Genomic DNA, 20925 nt, shown 5'->3' with positions numbered 1-20925 from the left:
GATGCAATGAAGAAGAGGTTAACTCAAATTGATATGGTCAGAGGAATATCAATTATAGTAGTTGTAGCCGCTCATACTGACATGCCTTCAACTTTAGGAAAGGTTTTAAGTTTATTCTGTATACCACTTTTTTTCATGGTTAATGGTTACTTGTTTAGCCCCTCTAGATATTTATATAATTTTTCCGGCCTGGTTAAAAGGCGTCTGGTAAATTTAATAGTTCCGTATTTTTCTGCCTGCCTGCTTTCTTATATTTATTGGGTTACTGCTAGCCAAATTGGTTTTAAAGAAAAGATTATTTGGTATGAACCTCTGTTAGGCTCGCTAAATGGTAATGTAGGTCAACTTATTAATTTCCCGCTTTGGTATTTGACCTGTTTATTTTCCGCCCAATTATTATTTTGTTTAACACAAAGAGTATTAACGAGGTATAAGTGCAGTTTAAGTGCGCAAGTGGGCGTTTATTTTATATTAGGTTTAATTGGTTATTTAATAAGTAAACTTGTGTTTTTACCGTGGGGATTAGATATAGCATTTACTGTACAATTGTTTCTATTTATAGGTTTAAAGTTTAAAGAGCATAAGGTATTGGAAAATATGAAACCTATAAGTATATATACAATAGGAATTGCACTCATATTCATTTTCACTTTAGTTATTGACTATAACCAGATAGTAAGCGTAGCTACAAGGGATTATAATAATCTTCTAATGTTCTATGTTGGAGGGATAACTGGTAGTATTCTAATATTAAATCTAGTAAGAATGGTATCTAAATACCGGCTTATTGTGAATACACTTACTTTTATTGGCAGTAGATCATTGTCAATATTGATATTCCATGTCGGTGTTTCGTTTATTTTCTTAAGTTACGTAAATCGTTTTCTGTTTGGAGGAATTGAATTTAATTGGATTATTAATACGATTGGTGGTGTCTTGATTTCAATTATTCTAGGGGAATTGCTACGGAAACACCCTGTATCAAACCTGTTATTTAATGGAAGAAAAGAAAGCTATAAAAAAATTGAGAATAAATCGGTTGAATTAAAAAGTTATACTGTGTAATGAAAATATAGAAGAGGTGATAACAGTGAGACTAGCTTTCATTTCAGATATCCATGGCAATGCGATTGCTTTGGATGCCGTTCTAAATGACATACAGGGAAAGAATATTGATAAGATTTATGTCCTTGGCGATCTATGCTATAGAGGTCCAGAGCCAAAGCGCTCACTGGAGTTAGTAAGATCATTGAATACGGAAGTCATCAAAGGAAATGCCGATGAATGGGTAGTTCGTGGTGTTCAAAACGGCGAGGTACCTGAACAAGCTTTCGAAATAATGAATAAGGAAAGAGACTGGACTTATTCGAAACTCAATTCGGATAGCATCGATTACCTTAGTCAGCTTCCAACAGAGTTAAATCTAGAATATAATAACTTAAAAATTCATGCATTTCATGCGACGCCGTTAAGTTTGTTTGATGTTGTTCAACCACATGACCAAGATAAAGCTGTAGAGGAAAAATTAATGCAACGAGTTGCTAATCTTTATATATACGGTCATATCCATAAAGCCTATATAAGGTATATAAACGGGAAATGTATTGTGAATACTGGGAGTGTTGGCTTGCCGTTTGACGGACTAAACATGGCTTCATATGTTGTAGTGAATGTTGAAGAAGATAGCTATCAAGTGTCTATTGTTAGAGTTAAGTATAACGAACATGATGTAATTGGCCAGTTTAGAGAATCAGATTACCCGAATAAAAATCTGATGGAGAATATTTTAGCAAAAGCTAGAATTTAAGGTATATATAATTAAATTATGCAGAAGGATTGAATGCCGTGGAATTTTCAAAAAGAGATATGAAGATGCTTCAAGGGGTAGCTATTTTGTTTATGCTATCCCTTCATTTATTTGCAAGAAAAGATATTAATGGACTATACGAAACTTACCCAATGATAAACGATATACCGCTTATTTATTATATTGGTCTATTTGGAGATGCTTGTGTCCCAATTTACTTATTTGTCAGTGGGTATGGCCTTTCTATTAGCCTGGCGAAAGGGAATGTTTTGAACAAAAACATAAAGCGGATATTGAAATTATTAATCAATTTCTGGATTATACTATTTTTGTTTATGGGTATTGGATTTCTTATTGGCAAAATGGAAGCATTTCCTGGAGGGATTAGCCAATTTTTGCTTAACTTTTCTTTGCTGTCTAATTCATATAATGGGGCATGGTGGTACTTACAGACGTATGTCTTATTAGTAATAATGGCAGCGCCATTAATTAAATTGGTAAAGCGAAATAACACTATTATAGTTCTTATGGTTTCAGGATTTATCTACTTAATCACTTATATACAAAGAATAAAGTTTGTAATCGAATTTGATAGCACGATATTGACCATGCTTAATAACGCTACCGTTTTACTGGGTACATCACAACTCGCCTTCATAATAGGTATTATTTTTGCTAAGGAACAAATTTATTCTAAGCTCAACAACACCTTTAATGATATTAAATTTAAAAATACGTTGTGTGTTTTGGGTGTAATCATTCTGGTTATTTTTCATGGAATTTTTGAGACGATGTTTGTTGCTCCATTTACGGCTATTTTGTTTATTTGTATTTTTTGCCTAATGGATAAGAAAGAATCTGTACAAAAAGGATTTGCCTTCTTTGGACGTCATTCATTAAATATTTGGTTAACACACATGTTCTTTTATATATCATTTTTTAAAGTGGCGATTTTTGCACCCTACTATCCTATTTTGATATTTAGTTGGCTTGTGCTCCTTTGTCTTGTTACCTCATTTGTAATCAATAGCATTAATAATCCGCTTGCTAGGGTTATTGATAAGCAATTTATGAAGCTCCCTCTTAATCACAACTATAGAAGGCGTAAAGTTTCTTAAAAAAAGCCAATTTTCGCTGTTGCATTTAATAAATAGTTATAGTAATGTTCTTTATAAGGAACAATACTATAACTATTTTGGACATTTGAGGATTAAAAATGACTTGTATGTACTCGATTAAGAACAAATGTGCTGGAGGACGTTATGAGTGCAATCGCTGGAATCTATAATATAAACGAAGAACCTGTGTCACGAGAGCATAGTCTTAGCATGATGAAGTCATTGCAAAAATTTCCTGCGAATGATGTTCAAATATGGCAAAAAGAGAATATCTTTTTAGGCTGTCACGCCCAGTGGATAACACCTGAATCAGTTGGGGAGCAGCTACCTTACTATGACTATGAGCGGCAATTATCAATAACAGCAGATGCTATTATTGACAATCGACAAGAATTGTTTCAGAAATTGCAAATCGATAAAGAAGAAGGAAAAATCATGCCAGATAGCAAGTTAATTTTACTTGCCTACTATAAATGGGGAGAGGATACTCCTAAGCATTTAATTGGTGATTTTGCTTTTATGATTTGGGATGAGAAAGAGCAAAAACTATTTGGCGCTAGAGACTTTTCAGGAACGAGAACGCTTTACTATAGCATTTCTCAGCAGCGATTTGTTTTTTGTACAACAATAGATTCCATATTATCTTTACCATACATAGAAAAGAAATTGAATGAACAATGGCTTGCTGAATATTTAGCTATATCTGGAATGTTTGATACTGCAGATGCCTCGATAACTCCTTATAAGAGTATTATGCAGATACCGCCATCTCATACAATTTCTGTTTATAAGGATAAAGTTAAGCTTAGAAGATATTGTAAGTTGTTTCCTAATAAGCAATTAAAATTGAGTTCAACTGAAGAATATGTTGAGGCTTTTCAAGAAATATTTCAAGAAGCAGTTACTTCTCGTTTACGTACAAATCGAAAAGTGGGTGTACAGCTGAGCGGTGGTTTAGATTCGGGGGCAGTTGCTGGCTTTGCTTCAAAAACATTGCAAGAGCGAGGTCAAAGTCTAAACAGTTTTAGTTATTTCCCTCCAGATGATTTTATGGATTTTACTCCTAAACAATTACTGCCTGATGAGAGACCGTTTATTCGTTCAACGGTTGAACATGTAGGTGGAATAAAAGACCACTACATAAATTTACCCGGTAGAGATTCGTATTCAGAGATTGACAGCTTTTTAAATATGATGGAAATGCCATATAAGTTTTTTGAAAACTCTTTTTGGTTAAAGGGGATGGCGGAAAAAGCTCATGAAGAGGGAATAGGTGTATTACTTAATGGTGATAGAGGGAATTTTTCTGTTTCATGGGGATCCCCATTAGATTATTACGCTTTGCTATTAAAAAAAGTAAAGTGGGTTACCCTGTTTCAGGAACTAAACCACTATAGTGATAATGTTGGTGGTGCGAGGCTTAGAAGATTACCACGAATCGCAAAAATCGGATTTCCATTTATCAATCAATTTTTTTCAAAAACTTCTTATAAACTTCCTCTATTAATCAGTCCGGAATTTGCAGAGGAAACAGATGTTTTTAGAGGCCTTGAAGAGAAAGGTATAGGTAGAGGCAGCGCATCAAATATATACGTTCAACGAAAAAGACATTTTGAAAATGAATTCTATTGGAACGCAACGAATACATTGTCCACCAAACTGTCGCTACGTTATTCGCTGTGGAAACGTGACCCGACTAATGATATACGTGTTATCAGGTTTTGTTTATCCCTTCCTGAGAGTCAATATGTTCAGAATGGGCTTGATCGCGCTCTTATACGAAATTCTACAAAGAATCTAATCCCTGATAAAGTGAGACTAAACCAGCGGTATCGTGGTATTCAAGGAGCAGATTGGGTTCATAGAATGGTTCCAAATTCAAGCGTCGCTATTGAAGAGATAAAACAGATTAGCAGTGATGGTAGAATTTTAAAATATATTGACGGGAGCGTCATTAAGAGTGCACTTTCAAGTATTGAAGGTGAAATGAAAACCGAAAATGCGACTGATCCAAGTTATAAAACTCTAATGAGATGTTTAATTGTATCTAGGTTTATAAATAAATTCACCTGAAAGGGGGTGGTGATTTGAAAAAGGATTGGCAAAGACCTGTACTCGAGGTATTGGATGTGAATCAGACTATGCTTGGGGTAGATGGGGAATATACTGATGCTGCTTTTGACGCGGGTACTCCATTTGAAGACATAACTCTTAGTTAGCAAAGATTGAATGTTGATAAGCACTTATATTGTTAAAAAGGTTATAAGTGCTTACAACTTTTTTTACCATTGACATGAGGTGAAAAAGGTGGTATAAATTAATTAATGTTCTTAATAAAGAATACATAAAGAGAGTCATTTCTAAGTCCTGAGGAATTTTTTTGACTCATTCGTTCTATTTAAAGAACAAAGGAGGACCAAATGAGTGCAATAACCGGAATTTTCCATGCTAATAGAGATCCTATACCATTTGACCATACGAATAACTTAATGAAATCCTTCTTACAATACCCCTCCGACGATATTAATACATGGAAAAACGATAATATTTTCCTAGGGTGCCATGCCCAGTGGATAACACCAGAGTCAATAGGTGAGCTCCTGCCATATTACGATTATGAAAGACAGCTAGCAATTACAGCTGATCCGATTATCGATAATCGGGATGAATTGTTTAATATGCTACAGGTTGATCAAGAACAAAGAAAGTTAATGCCTGATAGCCAATTAATTCTATTGGCGTATTACAAATGGGGAGAAGAAATGCCGAAGAAGTTGCTCGGTGATTTTGCATTCATGATATGGGATGAAAAAGAGAATAAGTTATTTGGGGCCAGAGATTTTTCAGGTGCAAGGACCCTTTACTTCTACCGTAACGAAAACAAGTTTGCGTTTTCTACGACGATGGAGCCATTATTTACTTTACCGTATGTTGACAAAGAACTGAATGAAGAGTGGCTTGCTGAATTTATAGCAATCCCAACGATGGTTGAAGCGGTTGATATGTTTTCGACAGTTTATAAATCTATCCAACAAATTCCACCTTCACATAGCATAACGGTTAAGAATGGTAAGGTTTCATTTTCAAGATATTTCACGATTGAAGTGAATGAAACACTTAAGCTTACGTCCAACGAAGAATATGAGGAAGCATTTCGGGATGTTTTTCAAAAGGCTGTAAAGGCAAGGGTTCGTACACATGGAGAGGTTGGTTCACATTTAAGTGGCGGATTAGATTCTGGCTCAGTGGTCAGTTTTGCAGCACCGGAGCTTAAAAAAGAAAACAAGCGATTACATACTTTTAGTTATATTCCCGAAGATTCTTTTGAAGATTGGACTCCCAATTACTATGTAGCTAATGAAAGTCCTTATATAAAGGAAACTGTAAATCATATAGGTAATATATCGGATAACTATTTAAGTTTCGATGGTATAAGCCCATTATCAGAAGTCGATAATTTTCTCGAAATTATGGAAATGCCTTATAAGTTTTTTGAAAATGCTTTTTGGTTAAAAGGAATAAATGAACATGCCCAGAAAGATGGGATAAAAGTGATGCTAAACGGGGCAAGAGGTAATCACTCAATTTCATGGGGGTCCATGAAATTAACGTACGATTTTTATACAGATATGTTTAAGAAGTTAAGGTGGGTCAGCCTTTATAACGAATTAGATGCATACTGTACTAATTATAATACTGGAAAGTCAGTTGTAATTCCATTTGTAGCTAAAAGAGCAATGCGGTCATTAGTGACAAAGAAGAAACAACATAATGATAATTTCCCTGTATTTATAAATCCATCATTCGCAGAAAAGACGAATGTTTTTGAAAAGCTTGAAGCTAATGGATTCAGTTTGAACAGCAACCCTACTAATCTAACGAAATACAGAAATAAGTATTATAAGCAGCTATTTACTTGGAATAAAAGTGGGGTGGCTGAAACAAAGTTGTCTTTACGATATGGAATATGGAATCGTGACCCAACCAATGATCTAAACGTCATTCGGTTTTGCTTGGCGCTACCAAATGAGCAGTATGTAACAGGTGGTATGGACAGATCGATCATTCGGAGGTCTATGAAGGATTTCCTGCCAGATGAGGTAAGGCTGAATCAGAGAAAACGTGGCATACAAGGAGCAGATATCGTACACCGAATGAAATCCGATTGGAATAGTTTAATTAATGAATTACATGCGCTTTCTAAAGACAGTGAAGTTAACGAGTTTATTAACGGGAAGATGATTAAGGAAGCATTATCAAAAATAGGTAATGAGCCAAAACACGAATTATTGTTTGGTGCAGATTTCAAATTGTTGACACGGAGTTTGATCTTTTCCCGCTTTATTAAACGTTTTGGTAAGAAGGAGGTGATGACGTGAAGAAAGTATGGAAACAACCAGTGCTTGAAGTGCTCGACGTTAGCATGACCCTGAATGGACCAGGAAACGAAAATGCCGATTGTTTTGATGTGGGAGAGCATCCAAGAGGCGAAACGCACGAAGGCATGTCCAACTCAAGTTGCTTGGGTAGCTAACCGCACTACTTAAGAAAGTCGGCCCTTATACTTTAATAAGTATAAGGGCCACCATAAAAATGGGGGAACTCACATGATGATTAACACGTTAAAAAAATTCACATACAAAGCTTTTGGTCTAAGCATTTTCAGTGAATTTTTTTTACCGGAATTGCCGCAAATAGACATGGAAGAACATTTAGCTAGTGTGAAGGTTCATAAAGCTGATTTAGCAGGGTTGTGGTCTGAACTTTCCGAGGCTGGTAGATATTTTGTGGTGGAGAAAGACTTCACTATGTTTCATGTGCCGGATACCGCTGTTTATTTAGTTAAAAATGGACGGGAGATTTTCGTTTCCCCCATCGAGGGTTCAGAGGAAGATCAAGTACGTCTTTATATTCTCGGCACCTGTATGGGGGCATTACTCATGCAAAGAATGGTTCTCCCATTACACGGCAGCGCACTAGTGATTGATGGAAAGGCATATGCAATTGTTGGTGATTCTGGTGCTGGAAAATCAACACTTGCTTCAGCATTATTAAAGCGGGGTTATCAGCTTTTAAGTGATGACGTAATTCCAGTGACTTTTTCTGAAAAGAATGTCCCGATTGTTACCCCGGCATATCCGCAGCAGAAATTGTGGCAGGAGAGTCTGGATCAGTTTGGGATTGATTCAGAACATCTTCGGCCAATAATAGATAGAGAGACTAAATTCGCAGTTCCAGTTCTTGAACAATTTGCTGACAAACCAGTTCCTTTAGTCGGTATTTTTGAACTAATCAGATCAAATGTTAATGAGATTGAAGTTAATCCAATTCAGAAACTGGAACGGTTCCATACATTATTCCACCATACATATCGAAACTTTATTATTTCACGTTCAGGGATAATGGATTGGCACTTTAGTGCTTCTGCAAACATGGTCAATAAAATAGATTTTCATCGGTTAATTAGGCCAATAAATCAGTTTACAGCCGATAAACTAGCTGATTTCATTTTAACTAGAGTTAACAGGAAGGAGGAAATTGTATGATTAAAAACCAAAGTCTTTCTGTCCAACATCTGGTTAGCCAAAAAGAAGGGAACATTGTCAGCGATATGGATGGGGAAAAAGTGATGCTGAGCATTCATAATGGCAAGTATTATAATTTGGGCGAAATGGGCGGCGAGATATGGGAGCTACTAAAGGAGCCAATCACCGTCCAGAATCTGATTGCTTCTTTAACCGAGCAGTATGATGTCGAACATAGTGAATGTGAAGAGCAGGTCCTATCCTTTTTAACCCTTTTATTAGAGGAAGGCATAGTGAATGCAGGCTAATTAAGAAAGGAACGACCCTTATGAAAAAGTTAATTGTTTTTATCAAATTAAATAGACAGTCGAAGCTGCTCTTATTTGAATCGTATTTTTATTTAGGATGGGCCCGTATTCTCAAAGCTCTTCCATTTCCAAAAGTTGCACCTTCACTGGGAGATATTATGGTGGAGACACCGTTTACGCTACAGACAGAAAATAAAGCACTTCTGGCACATATATCCCAAACTATTCAGATCACTAGCCGTTACACGTTATGGGAAAGTCAATGTCTTGTCAAAGCCATTGCTGCAATGAAAATGCTGGAAAGAAGGAAAATTGAAAGCACGCTTTATCTGGGGACTGCTAAGGATAATACTGGACAATTAATCGCACATGCTTGGCTGCGAAGTGGCCCTTTTTATATTACGGGCTCGGAAGGAATGGAACGCTTTACTGTAATCAGTAAGTTTGCCAAAAGTGTTTGAGCAGGGAGGATAATTACCAATGGTTGATAAGTTCAAGCTTGACCTAACAGATATACCTAAAGAATTAAAGCTTATTTTTAAATTGCTAAAGAGTGACTCACCTGCTCAGCTTGTAATACAAAATCCTGAATTGATAACAAATATCGATTGGGAACAGTTCGTTGATTTAACGATGCACCACCGTGTCTATCCAGTGTTAAGTCCCAAATTAAAACTGATGGATGACGATATAATTCCTCAATATGTGAAAGAATTCCTCTATAAGCAATATCAACGAAACACGTTTCAGATGCTTTATTTAAGCGGGGAAATGGAGCGGGTAGGGAGGACATTTGCTCACGATGAAATTCCGTTGATTTTCTTAAAAGGACCTGTTCTTGCATATGAGCTATACGGAGACATTTCGCTTCGTACTTCAAGTGACTTGGATATGCTAATTCCGATCAATCAACTTGAAAAGGCAGACACACTTCTAGCAGAACAAGGGTATCAAAAGGATAACTATATTAAAACGGTGCTGAATGACTGGAAGTGGCGGCATCATCATGTTACCTATTTTCACCCGCAAAAGAAGATTAAACTTGAAGTGCATTGGAGGCTGAATCCCGGACCCGGAAAGGAACCGAGTTTTAAAGAAATGTGGCAGCGAAAGTGCATTAGTAAACTTACAAGCTTCCCAGTAAATGTTCTTGGCAAAGAAGACATGTTTTTATTCCTTGTGTCTCATGGGGCACGCCATGGCTGGTCCCGTATGCGGTGGCTAGTTGATATTCGTGAATTACTTCATCAGCACATGGATTGGCAGCTAACCAAACGTTTATTAAAAAAATACCAACTATATCAAACTGGGGGGCAAGCGTTAATTCTAGTGGAACAGCTGCTAGATACAAAGCTTACTAGAGGGATGAAAGCATTAACCAACCATACCTGCCCAAAGGAACTAGCGCAAAAGGCACTATTTTATTATAAACAACAGGTTAACTTACATACGGAGCCTGTTCCTGAAGCCGTTGCTAACTATCATAAACATTATCTGTTTTCGTTAATGAGCACACAGCAAAGATTAATTTTTATAATGAGCTTTCTTTATCCATATCCAGAAGATCAGAGCACTTTACCATTACCAAAGGCAGTCCATTTTCTCTATTTTCCATTGCGGCCATTTTTATGGGCTTGGAGAAAAACAAGAAAGCATGCTTTACCCTAGGGGGACTTTCAATTGAAACATGTAGTTTACTTTTTAAAACAAATTCATGCGTATTCAGGTAAAATCCTGTATATTAATCTCTTTGCAATGATAGGTATCGGGTTGCTTGAAGGGATTGGAATAATTTTATTGATTCCCTTAATTAGTATGAGTGGGATAGTCGATATGGATGCTGGGGGATCGCCACTGTTAAGTATGTTTAGTTTTCTGCAGGATATTCCAAGTTCATTTGGTTTGCCGTTAATTTTAGCGATATTTGTGCTTGTTGTTGTTGGGCAAAATGTTATGAACAGACAGTTAACTGTAAAAAATACAGTTATACAGCAAGGGTTTTTAAGACATATGCGGATGGAGACTTATCGGTCGTTACTTCATGCGAACTGGGATTTTTTCATTAAACAACGAAAATCAGATCTAATTAATATATTAACAGCCGAAATAGCCCGTGCCAGTGCGGGTACATACTCATTTTTACAATTTGCTGCGTCACTTGTTTTCACGTTAATCCAGATTGGGCTTGCATTCTGGCTATCACCGAATATTACGGTATTTGTTTTACTTTGTGGATTAGTACTTATCTTTTTTAACCGGAAGTTTCTTAAACGATCGCTTGCTTTAGGGAAAATGAACTTTGAACTGGGCAGAAGTTATCTTTCAGGTATCACTGATCAAGTTAATGGCATCAAAGATATCAAAAGTAATACATTGGAGGATTCCAGGTTAGACTGGTTTGGTTCGGTCACGGAAAAGATGCAAAACCAGCAAGTAGATTATACGAGACTGAAATCAACCTCGCAATTATATTATAAGATTGCATCTGCTGTTCTAATTGCTGCATTTATTTATATTGCGGTAACCATGTTTAGCGCACAGGCAGCGCAACTAATGTTAGTTATCGTCATCTTTTCAAGGCTTTGGCCCAGAGTTGCAGGGATCCAGTCTTCTATGGAACAAATTGCAACAACGATCCCATCCTTTAAAGCTGTTAATGCACTCCAGAAAGAATGTGAGACAGCTAGAGAATTTGCGATGAGTGGGAATCAGGATGTACGGCCACTTGCTATTAGAGAAGGCTTGCAATGTGATGGTGTTTATTTCCGATATAACCAAAATGAACCCCACTATGCGTTGCAGAATATCAGCTTAAGCATCCCTTCCAATCAGATGACCGCGTTTGTCGGACGTTCTGGTGCAGGGAAAAGCACATTAATCGATATACTGATGGGACTTAACCAGGCCGAAAAAGGGCAGGTATTAATTGATGGAACCCCCTTAACGAGTGAAAATCTTCTATCATTAAGGCGGTCGATCAGTTATGTGCCACAGGATCCATTTCTTTTTAATACGAGTATAAGGGAAAATTTGTTGTTAGTAGAACCAGACGCGAACGAACAGCAAATGTGGGAAGCATTGGAATTCTCCTCAGCTGCTGAATTCGTCAACGGACTTCCGGACGGTATCGATACACTGATTGGAGATCGGGGGATAAAACTATCAGGCGGTGAACGGCAACGTCTTGTATTAGCGCGTGCAATTCTGCGTAATCCGTCCATTCTTGTGCTGGACGAGGCGACAAGTGCACTTGATACAGAAAATGAAGCGAAAATCCAGGAAGCGCTGGATAGGCTTAAAGGTAAGATGACGATTATCGTTATCGCGCATCGTTTGTCGACCATTCGGAATGCAGATCAGGTTGTTGTACTGAACGAGGGAGAAGTTATTCAAAAGGGTGGATTTACGGAACTAGCTAAAGAAAAAAGAAGCACATTCAGCTATTTATTGCGAAATCAGACAGAAGTAACACAATAATGAGCATTGGGGCGGGTTATCATTGAAGAAGATTGGAGGAAGAATCTTACTAGGAGCTTTACTAGGTATTTTCATTTTAATTGGTTATATAGTTTGGGATAACAATCGAATTACCGTTACAGAGGAGGATATCGCAATTGATGATATGCCGGAAGAGCTTGAAGGCTTCCGGATTCTTCAGATTTCTGACCTGCAGGAAAAAGAATTCGGTAACAATCAGAAGCGCTTGATCGGTGCCATTAATGATATTGACTATGATGCGATTGTTTTTACAGGAGACATTCTCGACAATACAAAAAGCACGGATTTCAAGTCCTTTTATTCGATACTTGATGGGATAACAGATAAAGAAAATGCCTGGTACGTGCCAGGGAACGATGACCCCTATAGTTATCAATTTACCCCGGGTATTGAAAAAAGTGAGTTCGTTAAAGGTACAGAACAAAGAGGCGTTGAATTATTAGAGTCTGTTGAAACGGTTAAACTGGAAGGGGCTAATATTCATTTTGTTAACTTCGAGTTGTCGATAATAAGCAGTCCTGAATATGTGGGAACAAGTGAGGGAATCGTCACACCACCATATAATTCAAATGAGAACTATATTACATATCAAAAACAGCTATGGCAGGACATGGAAATCCTTGATGATGTAAACGAAGCGGATGTGGTAATCGCACTAAACCACTATCCAGTGGCAGACAAGCGAATTGATTTTATCCAAAATAGCAATAAAACAATTTGGAGGGACTATGATCTGATAATGGCAGGTCATTATCACGGCGGACAAATTCGACTTCCATTTGTTGGAGCATTTTTCGTCCCGGAGCCATGGAGTAAAAGCAGCTTTTTTCCGTCAAATGATCGTGTGAAGGGACTGTGGGAGTATAAACAAACGAAACAATATGTTAGCGCAGGCTTAGGAAGCAGTGATGCATTATCTTTTTTAAAGTTTCGATTGTTTAACCCACCGGAAATCAATCTTTTAACGCTGAAGCGGTGATTATAAGGTTTGTGTTGCGACGTTGCGATTGATGTAGTAATATAGTACAATATAAGAATTGCAATGTTTGAAATGAGGGTACAAAATGAGTAAAACATCCATTTATGGACTAACATATGAACAATTAACAGACTGGTTAATGGATAATGGTCAACTGCGATTCCGTGCCGACCAGGTGTGGAACTGGCTTTATAAAAAACGCGTCACAGCGTTCTCTGAGATGAAAAATGTGAACAAGGATACGATTGCACTTCTGGAAGAGAATTTCGTTCTTCACACGTTGTCAGAGGAAATCAAGCAAGAATCAGCTGATGGTACGATTAAATATTTATTCAAGCTGTCAGATGGTAATATTATTGAAACGGTGTTAATGCGTTTCAATTATGGTTTATCTGTTTGTGTAACGACACAGGTAGGCTGTAACATTGGCTGTACATTTTGTGCGAGTGGTCTATTGAAGAAGAGTCGCGATCTCTCCAGCGGCGAAATTGTTGAACAAATCATGAATGTACAAAAGCATCTTGATGAAAAAGATGAAGGTGAGCGCGTTAGTCATATCGTTGTTATGGGGATTGGAGAGCCATTTGATAACTTTACAAATCTTATGGATTTCATTAATGTCGTGAACAATGATAAAGGTCTATGCATTGGCGCAAGACATATCACCGTATCAACAAGTGGTATTGCAAACAAAATATATGAGTGGGCTGATGCTGGCACACAGGTTAACCTTGCCATCTCATTACATGCACCAAATAATGAACTCAGAACACGAATTATGAAAATAAACAAGGCATTTCCGATTGAGAAGCTCATGGACTCTGTTGATTATTACTTGGAAAAAGTAAATCGCCGCATAACGTATGAGTATATCATGCTGAAGGATGTAAATGACCATAAGACAGAAGCAAGACAGCTTGCTAAACTGCTTGGGGATAAGAAGCATCTGACATATGTGAATTTAATTCCATACAATTCAGTTGATGATAATCAATATCAGCGAAGTGATTCAGAAACAATTCAGGCGTTTTATGAAACATTAAAACAAAATGGCATTAATTGTGGTGTTCGCTGGGAAAACGGAGCAGACATTGATGCAGCCTGCGGACAGCTCCGAAGCAAACAAATCAAGAAAAACAAAGAGAAAAAAACGGTATAGTGGTGCCTGTCACTCCCCGGTTTTTGTCAAATCACGTCGAATAGATTATCAGTATAAGCATAAAAAACCAATCGTCATTATCCGACGATTGGTTTTTCACTTTAATAAAGATTTATTTCCTAGTCACTTGTTGAGTGTTTTTTAATATTAAACCGCATACTCCCTAATTCATTCAATATAATTGCGCCTATAATCAAAGACGTTCCTAGCCATTGTACAAGTGTGATGGATTCGGAGAGGATTATACTTGCCGATATAATAGCCACTGGTAATTCAAATGAACTCAGAATATTAACGAGGCCACCTGAGATTAAATGCGCTCCAAGCGCGAAAAATAATGGAGGCATAACGGATCCGAATAAGGCAACCCCTGCAGTTACAATCCATAAAGAACCATCAGTCACAGGTATATACGGTATATCCTTTATGAAAATCAGTATTACCAACACAGTCGATCCTGTAACCATCAACGAACTACGAACCCATGGATCAACCTCTGTCGCCACTTTACCACTAAAATTTATAAATCCTGCATATGTAAATGCCGCAAGAATCCCAAATACAAATCCCATCGCAGGCAATTTTTCCAGACTGCAATTAAAATATTTGAGGCAAAAAACACTCCTATTAATATCAGTGCCATTGCCAATAAGGTTATTAGGCTTGGTCTAACTTTACTAAGAATCCATTCAAATAGGATGCCAATCCAAACGAATTGAAATAATAATATTATTGCTAATGAAGCAGGAAGGTATATCATCGAACCGTAATAAAATATGCTCGTTAGTCCGACGAATGAACCTGTTATCATAATCTGTTTTATGTTCTTCTTGTTTAATCCCCTGAATGATGACCGCTTAATTATGACGATGCTCCATAGTAAAACAAGGGATATAAGCATTTGAATGATATTAATTTGTCCGAGTGTATAGCCGTTGCTGAATCCTAATTTGGCAAATATTGGTGTGAATCCAAAACTGCCTGCACCTATTAATACAAATAAAATCCCCTTCTTATCGCCCATCAATTTCCGCCTCCTATATTAAGCATAACAAGGATAACATAGATGGTTGATTCTTGGCTGATGGAAGCCTTTATGAATAATAAGCCCATCTTTCATGAAATCTATTAATGTATGAAAAGGGCCATTACAGGAAAGGATGCTAGTATTATAGTTCATATTTATCTATACAATATCTATTAGAGTAGAGGTTATGAGAAGGGGTATTAACATGCTGGAAACATTAAAAGAATTGCTTATCATTCTTGGCAGGATTGTTACTATTTTACCATTATTACTCTTTGTAACAATTTTTATGGGTAAACGTGCGATAGGGGAGTTACCAATATTTGATTTTCTGATTATCGTAACCTTGGGTGCGGTGGTAGGTGCTGACATAGCAGATCCAAATATACACCATCTTCCGACTGCATTTGCGATTATTGCTATTGCTATACTTCAAAGAATCGTAGCTAAGTGGAAAATATCCAATCGAAAAATCGGAAAACTACTGACATTTGAACCAACCATCGTTGTCCAAAATGGTAAACTGTTACATAAAAACATGAAACAGATGCGTTACTCCATTGACAACATCCTGCAGATGCTCCGCGAGAAGAATGTATTTGATTTGAATGAAGTTGAGACGGCTATCATTGAAGCCAATGGATCACTAAGTGTTTTGAAAAAAACATCCAATAAATCAGTTACTTTACAAGATTTGGACATCGTCACAACAACCTCATCAATAACGTTTTCTGTTATCGTAGAGGGAAATATATATTCGAATGTGCTACACAATCTAAATCTGGATAAAAGCTGGTTGATGGAGCAATTAGCCAGTAGGAATATTGACAACTTAGACGACGTTTTTTATGCCTCCATTAATTACGAGCACGAGCTTCAAATTTCATTAATGGATGACCAGGATGTAGAAGCTCCACCTATACGACATTAGGCTTTTCACTCCGAATATCTCACAGACAATGGAAGATCATTCATTCCATTCTTCACTGACACAAGGTTTTTACCGAGTTCCTTTGATCGAAGTAATAGGTGGTCGGCATATATATAACCCTTTTCAATAGATAGATACTTGCTAGTTTTATAGAAATATAATCCAAATGAGGCTGTGTATGAAATGGATACGTTTTTCGAATGAAATTCCGCATGTACCGGGCTATTCACTACACCATCTCGCATCTGCTCAACGAGTATCGAGCATTCTTCAAATGTTCTATGTCTTAGGAATATCGTAAATTCTTCACCACCTGTTCTGAACAGGAAGTCTTCATCGTTTAGGTACCTGTGCAAAGTGGTAGCGAAACTTTGAATAACCTTATCCCCAACAGCGTGATTATAATTATCATTATATTGTTTGAATTTATCAATATCCGCTACAATTATCCCCAGATATTCACCTGATAAATTAAATTCCTTCATTTTTTTATCCATAAAAGCACGGTTGTACACTTCTGTCATAAAGTCGGTATATGCCATTTGTTCAAATTTATCACGCTCTACTTTATTTTGAATGCTTAATGATTTATCAACGAAAGAACGACTGACGAGATAGTTTAAGATAAATAGGGCTATAACCATCTGCCAGCTTTCCGCTTGTAGAAATACAAGCAAGAATCCGTTTGAGAATGCTATTTTACCTAGATCTGTTATACTGCGGCTTTTTATGAAGTCGATTGCATCTCCTGGAGTGCTAATATCACCAAAAAAGTAGGATATTGTAATAAGGTATATATCTGATAATAGGGCAACAATCAGGGCTAACAGGATAATTAGCAGCCAAAAGCCAAAAGGGATGTTTTGAAAACTGGGATAAAAATAGAAAAATAAATAGAAGACAATTGTGTTATTAAGTGCGAATGAACCAATATTATAAAATGTATGTAACAATTCATCCGGGTCACCAGTTTTTGTAACTCTTCTAATGATATATACAGTAAAGCCATAAAGTGCTTCATAGATAAATAGCCCAAGTGGTCCAGCGAACAGAGCAATTGACATACTATAGGAGACACCGTAATCCATATTTAACTTTCCGTTTTTTGAATGCACTCTAAGATGTGTGTAAAGAGTTGAGAACAGCCAATACAGTAGAAGGGCTTTCATATATGTTGAGGTTTCGATTAAGATTGGTCCAGAAATAATTGCTACAACGAAGGCAGTTAAGAATAGGATTATGATGAAGATTTTAACTCGCAACATAGATTGTCCCCCCCTTTAATATATAGGCCTTACAACCTATATAATAATCTTAATCATACCATAACTGGATATATTGTGTGTTCATTTATTTGTAAACATTATTGTAAACATGAATGCAAAATGTTTACAACATGTGTGCAAATCTGTTTTCTTGTACACAAAATCGAATACATTCCGGTATAATAATGTTTGCGATATTGAAAACATGTGTACATAAAAGAATACGATAAAAGTCCGATTGCGTAATTCTAGTAAATCTATTAACGTTATACTTGCAAGTTCATTTTCACGAGAGGAGAAATACAAACATGACAAAATCTAGAATTGCAGCAGTCGATGTAGGAAATGATGCATTAAAAGCAAACTTTGGAAAAATGGAAAGTAATTGCTACATACCAAATGTAATTGCGAGGGATATGGAGGACCGTCCGGTTATTGGAATTGAAGACCTCGATAAAAAGGATCCAATAGATAACCTGCACATTCGCGTCCACTCCCCTGCCCTGGAAGAAAACAATGCGGTATATCGGGTAGGTAATTTGGCAACGAAAACGAATAATTCAACAGAACTGGATCCGGGAAGCAGTAAGTCTGAGGAAGACCAGACATTGATTATGCTATTTGCTTCTATTGCATTTGATGCAGTGAGCAGTGATGCATTCAAAGCAACGAAAAAAGATGTGATTGATGCCAACTATACATTGGGAACAGGTCTTCCATTACGTGAAGTGAAGGAAGGAAAAGATGTAGGGTACCGCTCTCAATTGCTTGGTTCCGTCCATCAGATTGAGTTTTTAGTAACACCACAATATCAAGGGAAAAAAGTAAACATTAAATTTGATGAAGTAAAGGTTTATCCAGAGGGCTTTGCAGCATATGTAAACCTTATTATGGATAATGATCTTAACGTTATTAATAAGGAATTAATTGATAAGCAAATACTGATTCAAGATATTGGCGGACTTTCAACGGATATCGCTGTTATTCGCAACCGGAATGTTGACGATGATAAAGCACAAGGATTCCATCTTGGTGTTGCAGAATCCCTTGAGGAGATCCGCGAAGAAATTCGTACCAGACATGGTGTAGAGCTCGACAGCCGTCGTGATGTGGTTGATATAATCACGCGTAAAAATGATCGTCATCACATTATGGTAAAAGGAAGTCGGACAAACGTTCATGACATTACTGATCGAATTTTATTGGAGCTTGCTAAGAAAGAATATCGTTATCTACGTAATGTATGGCAAAAGAATTCCCAGTCGGAAATCTGTTATTTTGTTGGTGGCGGATCAGCGGTGCTGAAGGATTATCTGAAGGCACTTAATAATAAGCTTGATGGCTACAACCTGGATTTCTTTGAAGATGAAAATGAGAGCATCTGGATGATGGCCAATGCATATTACAAATTAATCACTGATTTTATGAACAAGAATGCTCCAAAAGAGGCAAAGGAACAAGAGACAACGAAAGAAAAGTAGGGTGATAGTATGCGAGATTCCAAAAAAAGCATCGAACGGGGACAATCGATCACGTTTCGTGTCCCGTCAGATACACCTGATTACTTATTAAAGCAACTGCAACGACTCAAGGAAACGGAACGGCGAAATTTTTCAAGCGAAATCGCACAATATGTATTAAGAGGCGTTAATGAGACCTTTGCAAGAGAACGGGAAACATTAACAGTACCACTCCCGAAACAATTAACCAAAGAGCAGAAAAGCTGGTTGAAGCATGAGCATTCTGAAGCATTAATTGGCAGTATATTATATCAGCTGCTTCAGGATCCCATGCGGGCAACAACTTTGTTAGCGTCCTTAAACAGTAATTCTCGTGATGTGGAAGAGGCACTCTATTTACAGGAAGAAGATTCTACCGCCTCAAATGACGAACCGGAAATAAACTTAGACGCAATGGATTTGGATAAATTGGATGAACTTCATCAGGAAGAAGAAGAGCCTGACGAAGATGAGGAAGATCCCCTAGGTGACTTTTTCTCGAAAATGAATAAATAACGGCTGGATCTAATACGTAGTTGATATATGGTGCGACACAATATGAAAAATAATTTATGTGCGATGACATCGCTCCGGAAATACACTACGCTTTCCGTGGGCGGCTGATGAGCCTCCTTGCTCCTACGTCGCTGCGTAGTCTCATCTAGGCCTCAGCTCCCACAGGAGTCTACGTGTATTTCCTCCGCTGGGATTGTTTTTACTTAATCTTCTTAGCCATAGCCATAGGGAACACTTCAAGCTCTAATCAAGAAGCCTCTTCCAGTGGAGGCAGAATGCGCAGACTCCTATGGGAACAGCACGTTCCGAAGACCCCGGAAGAAGCGTTCTGTGCTTCTGAGGAGGCTGAGGTCGTGCCCATGGAAAGCGAAGTATTCTGCCGGAACGAATCGAAGCACTCAACCTTCATTCTTTAAGAGAAGGGAAAGAAGCTTAAATAAAAGTTTTTCACTACGTCGCATTTTATATCTTATCAGCAACAAATAAATCCGAACTAATTCGAATTCTATCTCAGGAAATTTGAATCATAGTTCGGATTTTATTTTGACTAAAACAATTTTGTCCATGTCCCCCTTTCGTATAATAATCACCAATCAAGTCAAACTAATCATAACAATCGTAAGGGAGTTTGATATGATGGAGCTTGATTGGATATGGAAGGCAGTACTTATCGTATTGGGTGGTACATTCTTATTGCGGTTTGCAGGCAGAAAGTCTATTTCACAAATGACTCTCCCGCAAACGGTAATCATGATTGGTATCGGCTCACTACTTATACAGCCGGTCTCTGGCAATAACATATGGCAGACTTTAGCTGTAGGGGCAGTACTGGTTTTCACATTATTCTTAATGGAATATGCACAAGTTAAGGGAAATATATTTGAAAAAATTATTACTGGAAAATCCAAAGTGTTAATTAAAAACGGTCAATTACAGGAACAAAACCTAAAGAAATTAAGATTAACTGTAGACCAGCTTGAGATGAACCTGCGCCTTAAAAATGTATTAAATCTAAGTGATATAGAGTGGGCAACACTGGAACCGAATGGTCAAGTAGGATTTATATTGAAAAAAGAAGCACAGCCAGTTACGAAGAAAGAATTTCAGCAGATGGCAACTGATATAAAAGGAACACTGAATCAGTTAGCACCAAGTAAAGAACTTCAGCAGCTTAATCAGCAATTAACACAACTGAATACTCAACTGACACAAGTAACCAACCAGAAAGATATTTTTAACGAATTGGACGAAGATAATCCGAAAACACCCTCGCCAAAACATTTACAATAAGGT

21 protein-coding genes are annotated in these 20925 nt (G+C 37.3%); 18 read left to right on the top strand and 3 right to left on the bottom strand.

Going from position 1 to position 20925, the window contains the following annotated elements:
* The first annotated feature begins 6 nt into the window (after window positions 1–6).
* From J2Z82_RS09510 to rlmN, 14 genes are all read left to right on the top strand, one after another.
* Window positions 7–1065 carry an acyltransferase family protein gene (locus tag J2Z82_RS09510; protein WP_209480565.1) on the top strand — a complete coding sequence of 353 codons (1059 nt, stop codon included), beginning with the start codon at window positions 7–9 and terminating at the stop codon, window positions 1063–1065.
* Between the two features lie 25 nt (window positions 1066–1090).
* Window positions 1091–1807: a metallophosphoesterase family protein gene (locus tag J2Z82_RS09505; RefSeq protein ID WP_209480564.1), complete on the top strand. Its 717-nt coding sequence runs from the start codon at window positions 1091–1093 to the stop codon at window positions 1805–1807.
* Between the two features lie 38 nt (window positions 1808–1845).
* A complete protein-coding gene (locus J2Z82_RS09500; protein ID WP_209480563.1) occupies window positions 1846–2925 on the top strand; it encodes an acyltransferase family protein in 1080 nt (359 codons plus the stop codon).
* Between the two features lie 144 nt (window positions 2926–3069).
* Window positions 3070–4998, top strand: a complete 1929-nt coding sequence (locus J2Z82_RS09495; protein ID WP_209480562.1) for a lasso peptide isopeptide bond-forming cyclase — start codon at window positions 3070–3072, stop codon at window positions 4996–4998.
* Between the two features lie 14 nt (window positions 4999–5012).
* The gene (locus J2Z82_RS09490) at window positions 5013–5144 is read left to right on the top strand and encodes a paeninodin family lasso peptide (RefSeq protein WP_209480561.1); all 132 of its coding nucleotides are present in this window, start codon (window positions 5013–5015) and stop codon (window positions 5142–5144) included.
* 201 nt (window positions 5145–5345) lie between these two features.
* Window positions 5346–7304 carry an asparagine synthase-related protein gene (locus J2Z82_RS09485; protein ID WP_209480560.1) on the top strand — a complete coding sequence of 653 codons (1959 nt, stop codon included), beginning with the start codon at window positions 5346–5348 and terminating at the stop codon, window positions 7302–7304.
* A complete protein-coding gene (locus J2Z82_RS19605; RefSeq protein ID WP_209480559.1) occupies window positions 7301–7459 on the top strand; it encodes a paeninodin family lasso peptide in 159 nt (52 codons plus the stop codon). The genes J2Z82_RS09485 and J2Z82_RS19605 overlap by 4 nt, the downstream gene beginning before the upstream one ends.
* A gap of 76 nt (window positions 7460–7535) precedes the next feature.
* Window positions 7536–8471 carry an HPr kinase/phosphorylase gene (locus tag J2Z82_RS09475; RefSeq protein ID WP_209480616.1) on the top strand — a complete coding sequence of 312 codons (936 nt, stop codon included), beginning with the start codon at window positions 7536–7538 and terminating at the stop codon, window positions 8469–8471.
* The gene (locus tag J2Z82_RS09470) at window positions 8468–8758 is read left to right on the top strand and encodes a lasso peptide biosynthesis PqqD family chaperone (RefSeq protein WP_209480558.1); all 291 of its coding nucleotides are present in this window, start codon (window positions 8468–8470) and stop codon (window positions 8756–8758) included. The genes J2Z82_RS09475 and J2Z82_RS09470 overlap by 4 nt, the downstream gene beginning before the upstream one ends.
* 20 nt (window positions 8759–8778) lie before the next feature.
* On the top strand, window positions 8779–9219 hold the full coding sequence (locus tag J2Z82_RS09465) for a lasso peptide biosynthesis B2 protein (protein ID WP_209480557.1): 441 nt from the start codon (window positions 8779–8781) through the stop codon (window positions 9217–9219).
* A gap of 19 nt (window positions 9220–9238) precedes the next feature.
* Entirely contained in the window at window positions 9239–10426 is a 1188-nt protein-coding gene (locus J2Z82_RS09460; RefSeq protein ID WP_209480556.1) for a nucleotidyltransferase domain-containing protein, read from the top strand.
* Between the two features lie 12 nt (window positions 10427–10438).
* Window positions 10439–12235 (top strand): ABC transporter ATP-binding protein, encoded by a 1797-nt coding sequence (locus tag J2Z82_RS09455; protein WP_209480555.1) that lies wholly within the window; start codon window positions 10439–10441, stop codon window positions 12233–12235.
* A 22-nt stretch (window positions 12236–12257) separates the two neighbouring features.
* Window positions 12258–13235, top strand: a complete 978-nt coding sequence (locus J2Z82_RS09450) for a metallophosphoesterase (RefSeq protein WP_209480554.1) — start codon at window positions 12258–12260, stop codon at window positions 13233–13235.
* Window positions 13236–13320: 85 nt separating this feature from the next.
* Window positions 13321–14394 (top strand): dual-specificity RNA methyltransferase RlmN, encoded by a 1074-nt coding sequence (rlmN, locus tag J2Z82_RS09445; protein ID WP_209480553.1) that lies wholly within the window; start codon window positions 13321–13323, stop codon window positions 14392–14394.
* A 119-nt stretch (window positions 14395–14513) separates the two neighbouring features.
* On the opposite strand, the gene J2Z82_RS19355 is transcribed toward rlmN, so the two are convergent.
* Complete coding sequence (locus tag J2Z82_RS19355; protein ID WP_245251331.1) at window positions 14514–14966, bottom strand: EamA family transporter; 453 nt, start codon at window positions 14964–14966, stop codon at window positions 14514–14516.
* Window positions 14915–15418, bottom strand: a complete 504-nt coding sequence (locus J2Z82_RS19350; protein WP_245251322.1) for an EamA family transporter — start codon at window positions 15416–15418, stop codon at window positions 14915–14917. Before J2Z82_RS19350 ends, J2Z82_RS19355 begins: the two co-directional genes overlap by 52 nt.
* Window positions 15419–15626: 208 nt before the next feature.
* Between J2Z82_RS19350 and J2Z82_RS09435 the strand changes: the two genes are divergently transcribed.
* A complete protein-coding gene (locus J2Z82_RS09435) occupies window positions 15627–16352 on the top strand; it encodes a DUF421 domain-containing protein (RefSeq protein ID WP_209480552.1) in 726 nt (241 codons plus the stop codon).
* Window positions 16353–16357: 5 nt separating this feature from the next.
* Here J2Z82_RS09435 and J2Z82_RS09430 read toward each other — a convergent pair whose 3' ends face one another.
* Window positions 16358–17617, bottom strand: coding sequence for a GGDEF domain-containing protein (locus J2Z82_RS09430; RefSeq protein ID WP_209480551.1), 1260 nt, complete (start codon window positions 17615–17617; stop codon window positions 16358–16360).
* A 308-nt stretch (window positions 17618–17925) separates the two neighbouring features.
* On the opposite strand from J2Z82_RS09430, the gene J2Z82_RS09425 reads away from it, so the two are divergent.
* The 3 genes from J2Z82_RS09425 (at window position 17926) to J2Z82_RS09415 (ending at window position 20922) form a co-directional block, all read left to right on the top strand.
* Window positions 17926–19098 (top strand): ParM/StbA family protein, encoded by a 1173-nt coding sequence (locus J2Z82_RS09425; RefSeq protein ID WP_209480550.1) that lies wholly within the window; start codon window positions 17926–17928, stop codon window positions 19096–19098.
* 9 nt (window positions 19099–19107) lie between these two features.
* Window positions 19108–19632, top strand: a complete 525-nt coding sequence (locus tag J2Z82_RS09420) for a hypothetical protein (RefSeq protein WP_209480549.1) — start codon at window positions 19108–19110, stop codon at window positions 19630–19632.
* A 636-nt stretch (window positions 19633–20268) separates the two neighbouring features.
* Entirely contained in the window at window positions 20269–20922 is a 654-nt protein-coding gene (locus J2Z82_RS09415; RefSeq protein WP_209480615.1) for a DUF421 domain-containing protein, read from the top strand.
* Window positions 20923–20925 lie beyond the last annotated feature (3 nt).

The organism is Virgibacillus litoralis, from assembly GCF_017873675.1.
GTDB classification, from domain to species: Bacteria; Bacillota; Bacilli; order Bacillales; family Amphibacillaceae; genus Lentibacillus; species Lentibacillus litoralis.
The sequence above is the reverse complement of the archived record's forward strand: the minus strand, read 5'-3'. Positions and strand labels throughout refer to the sequence as shown.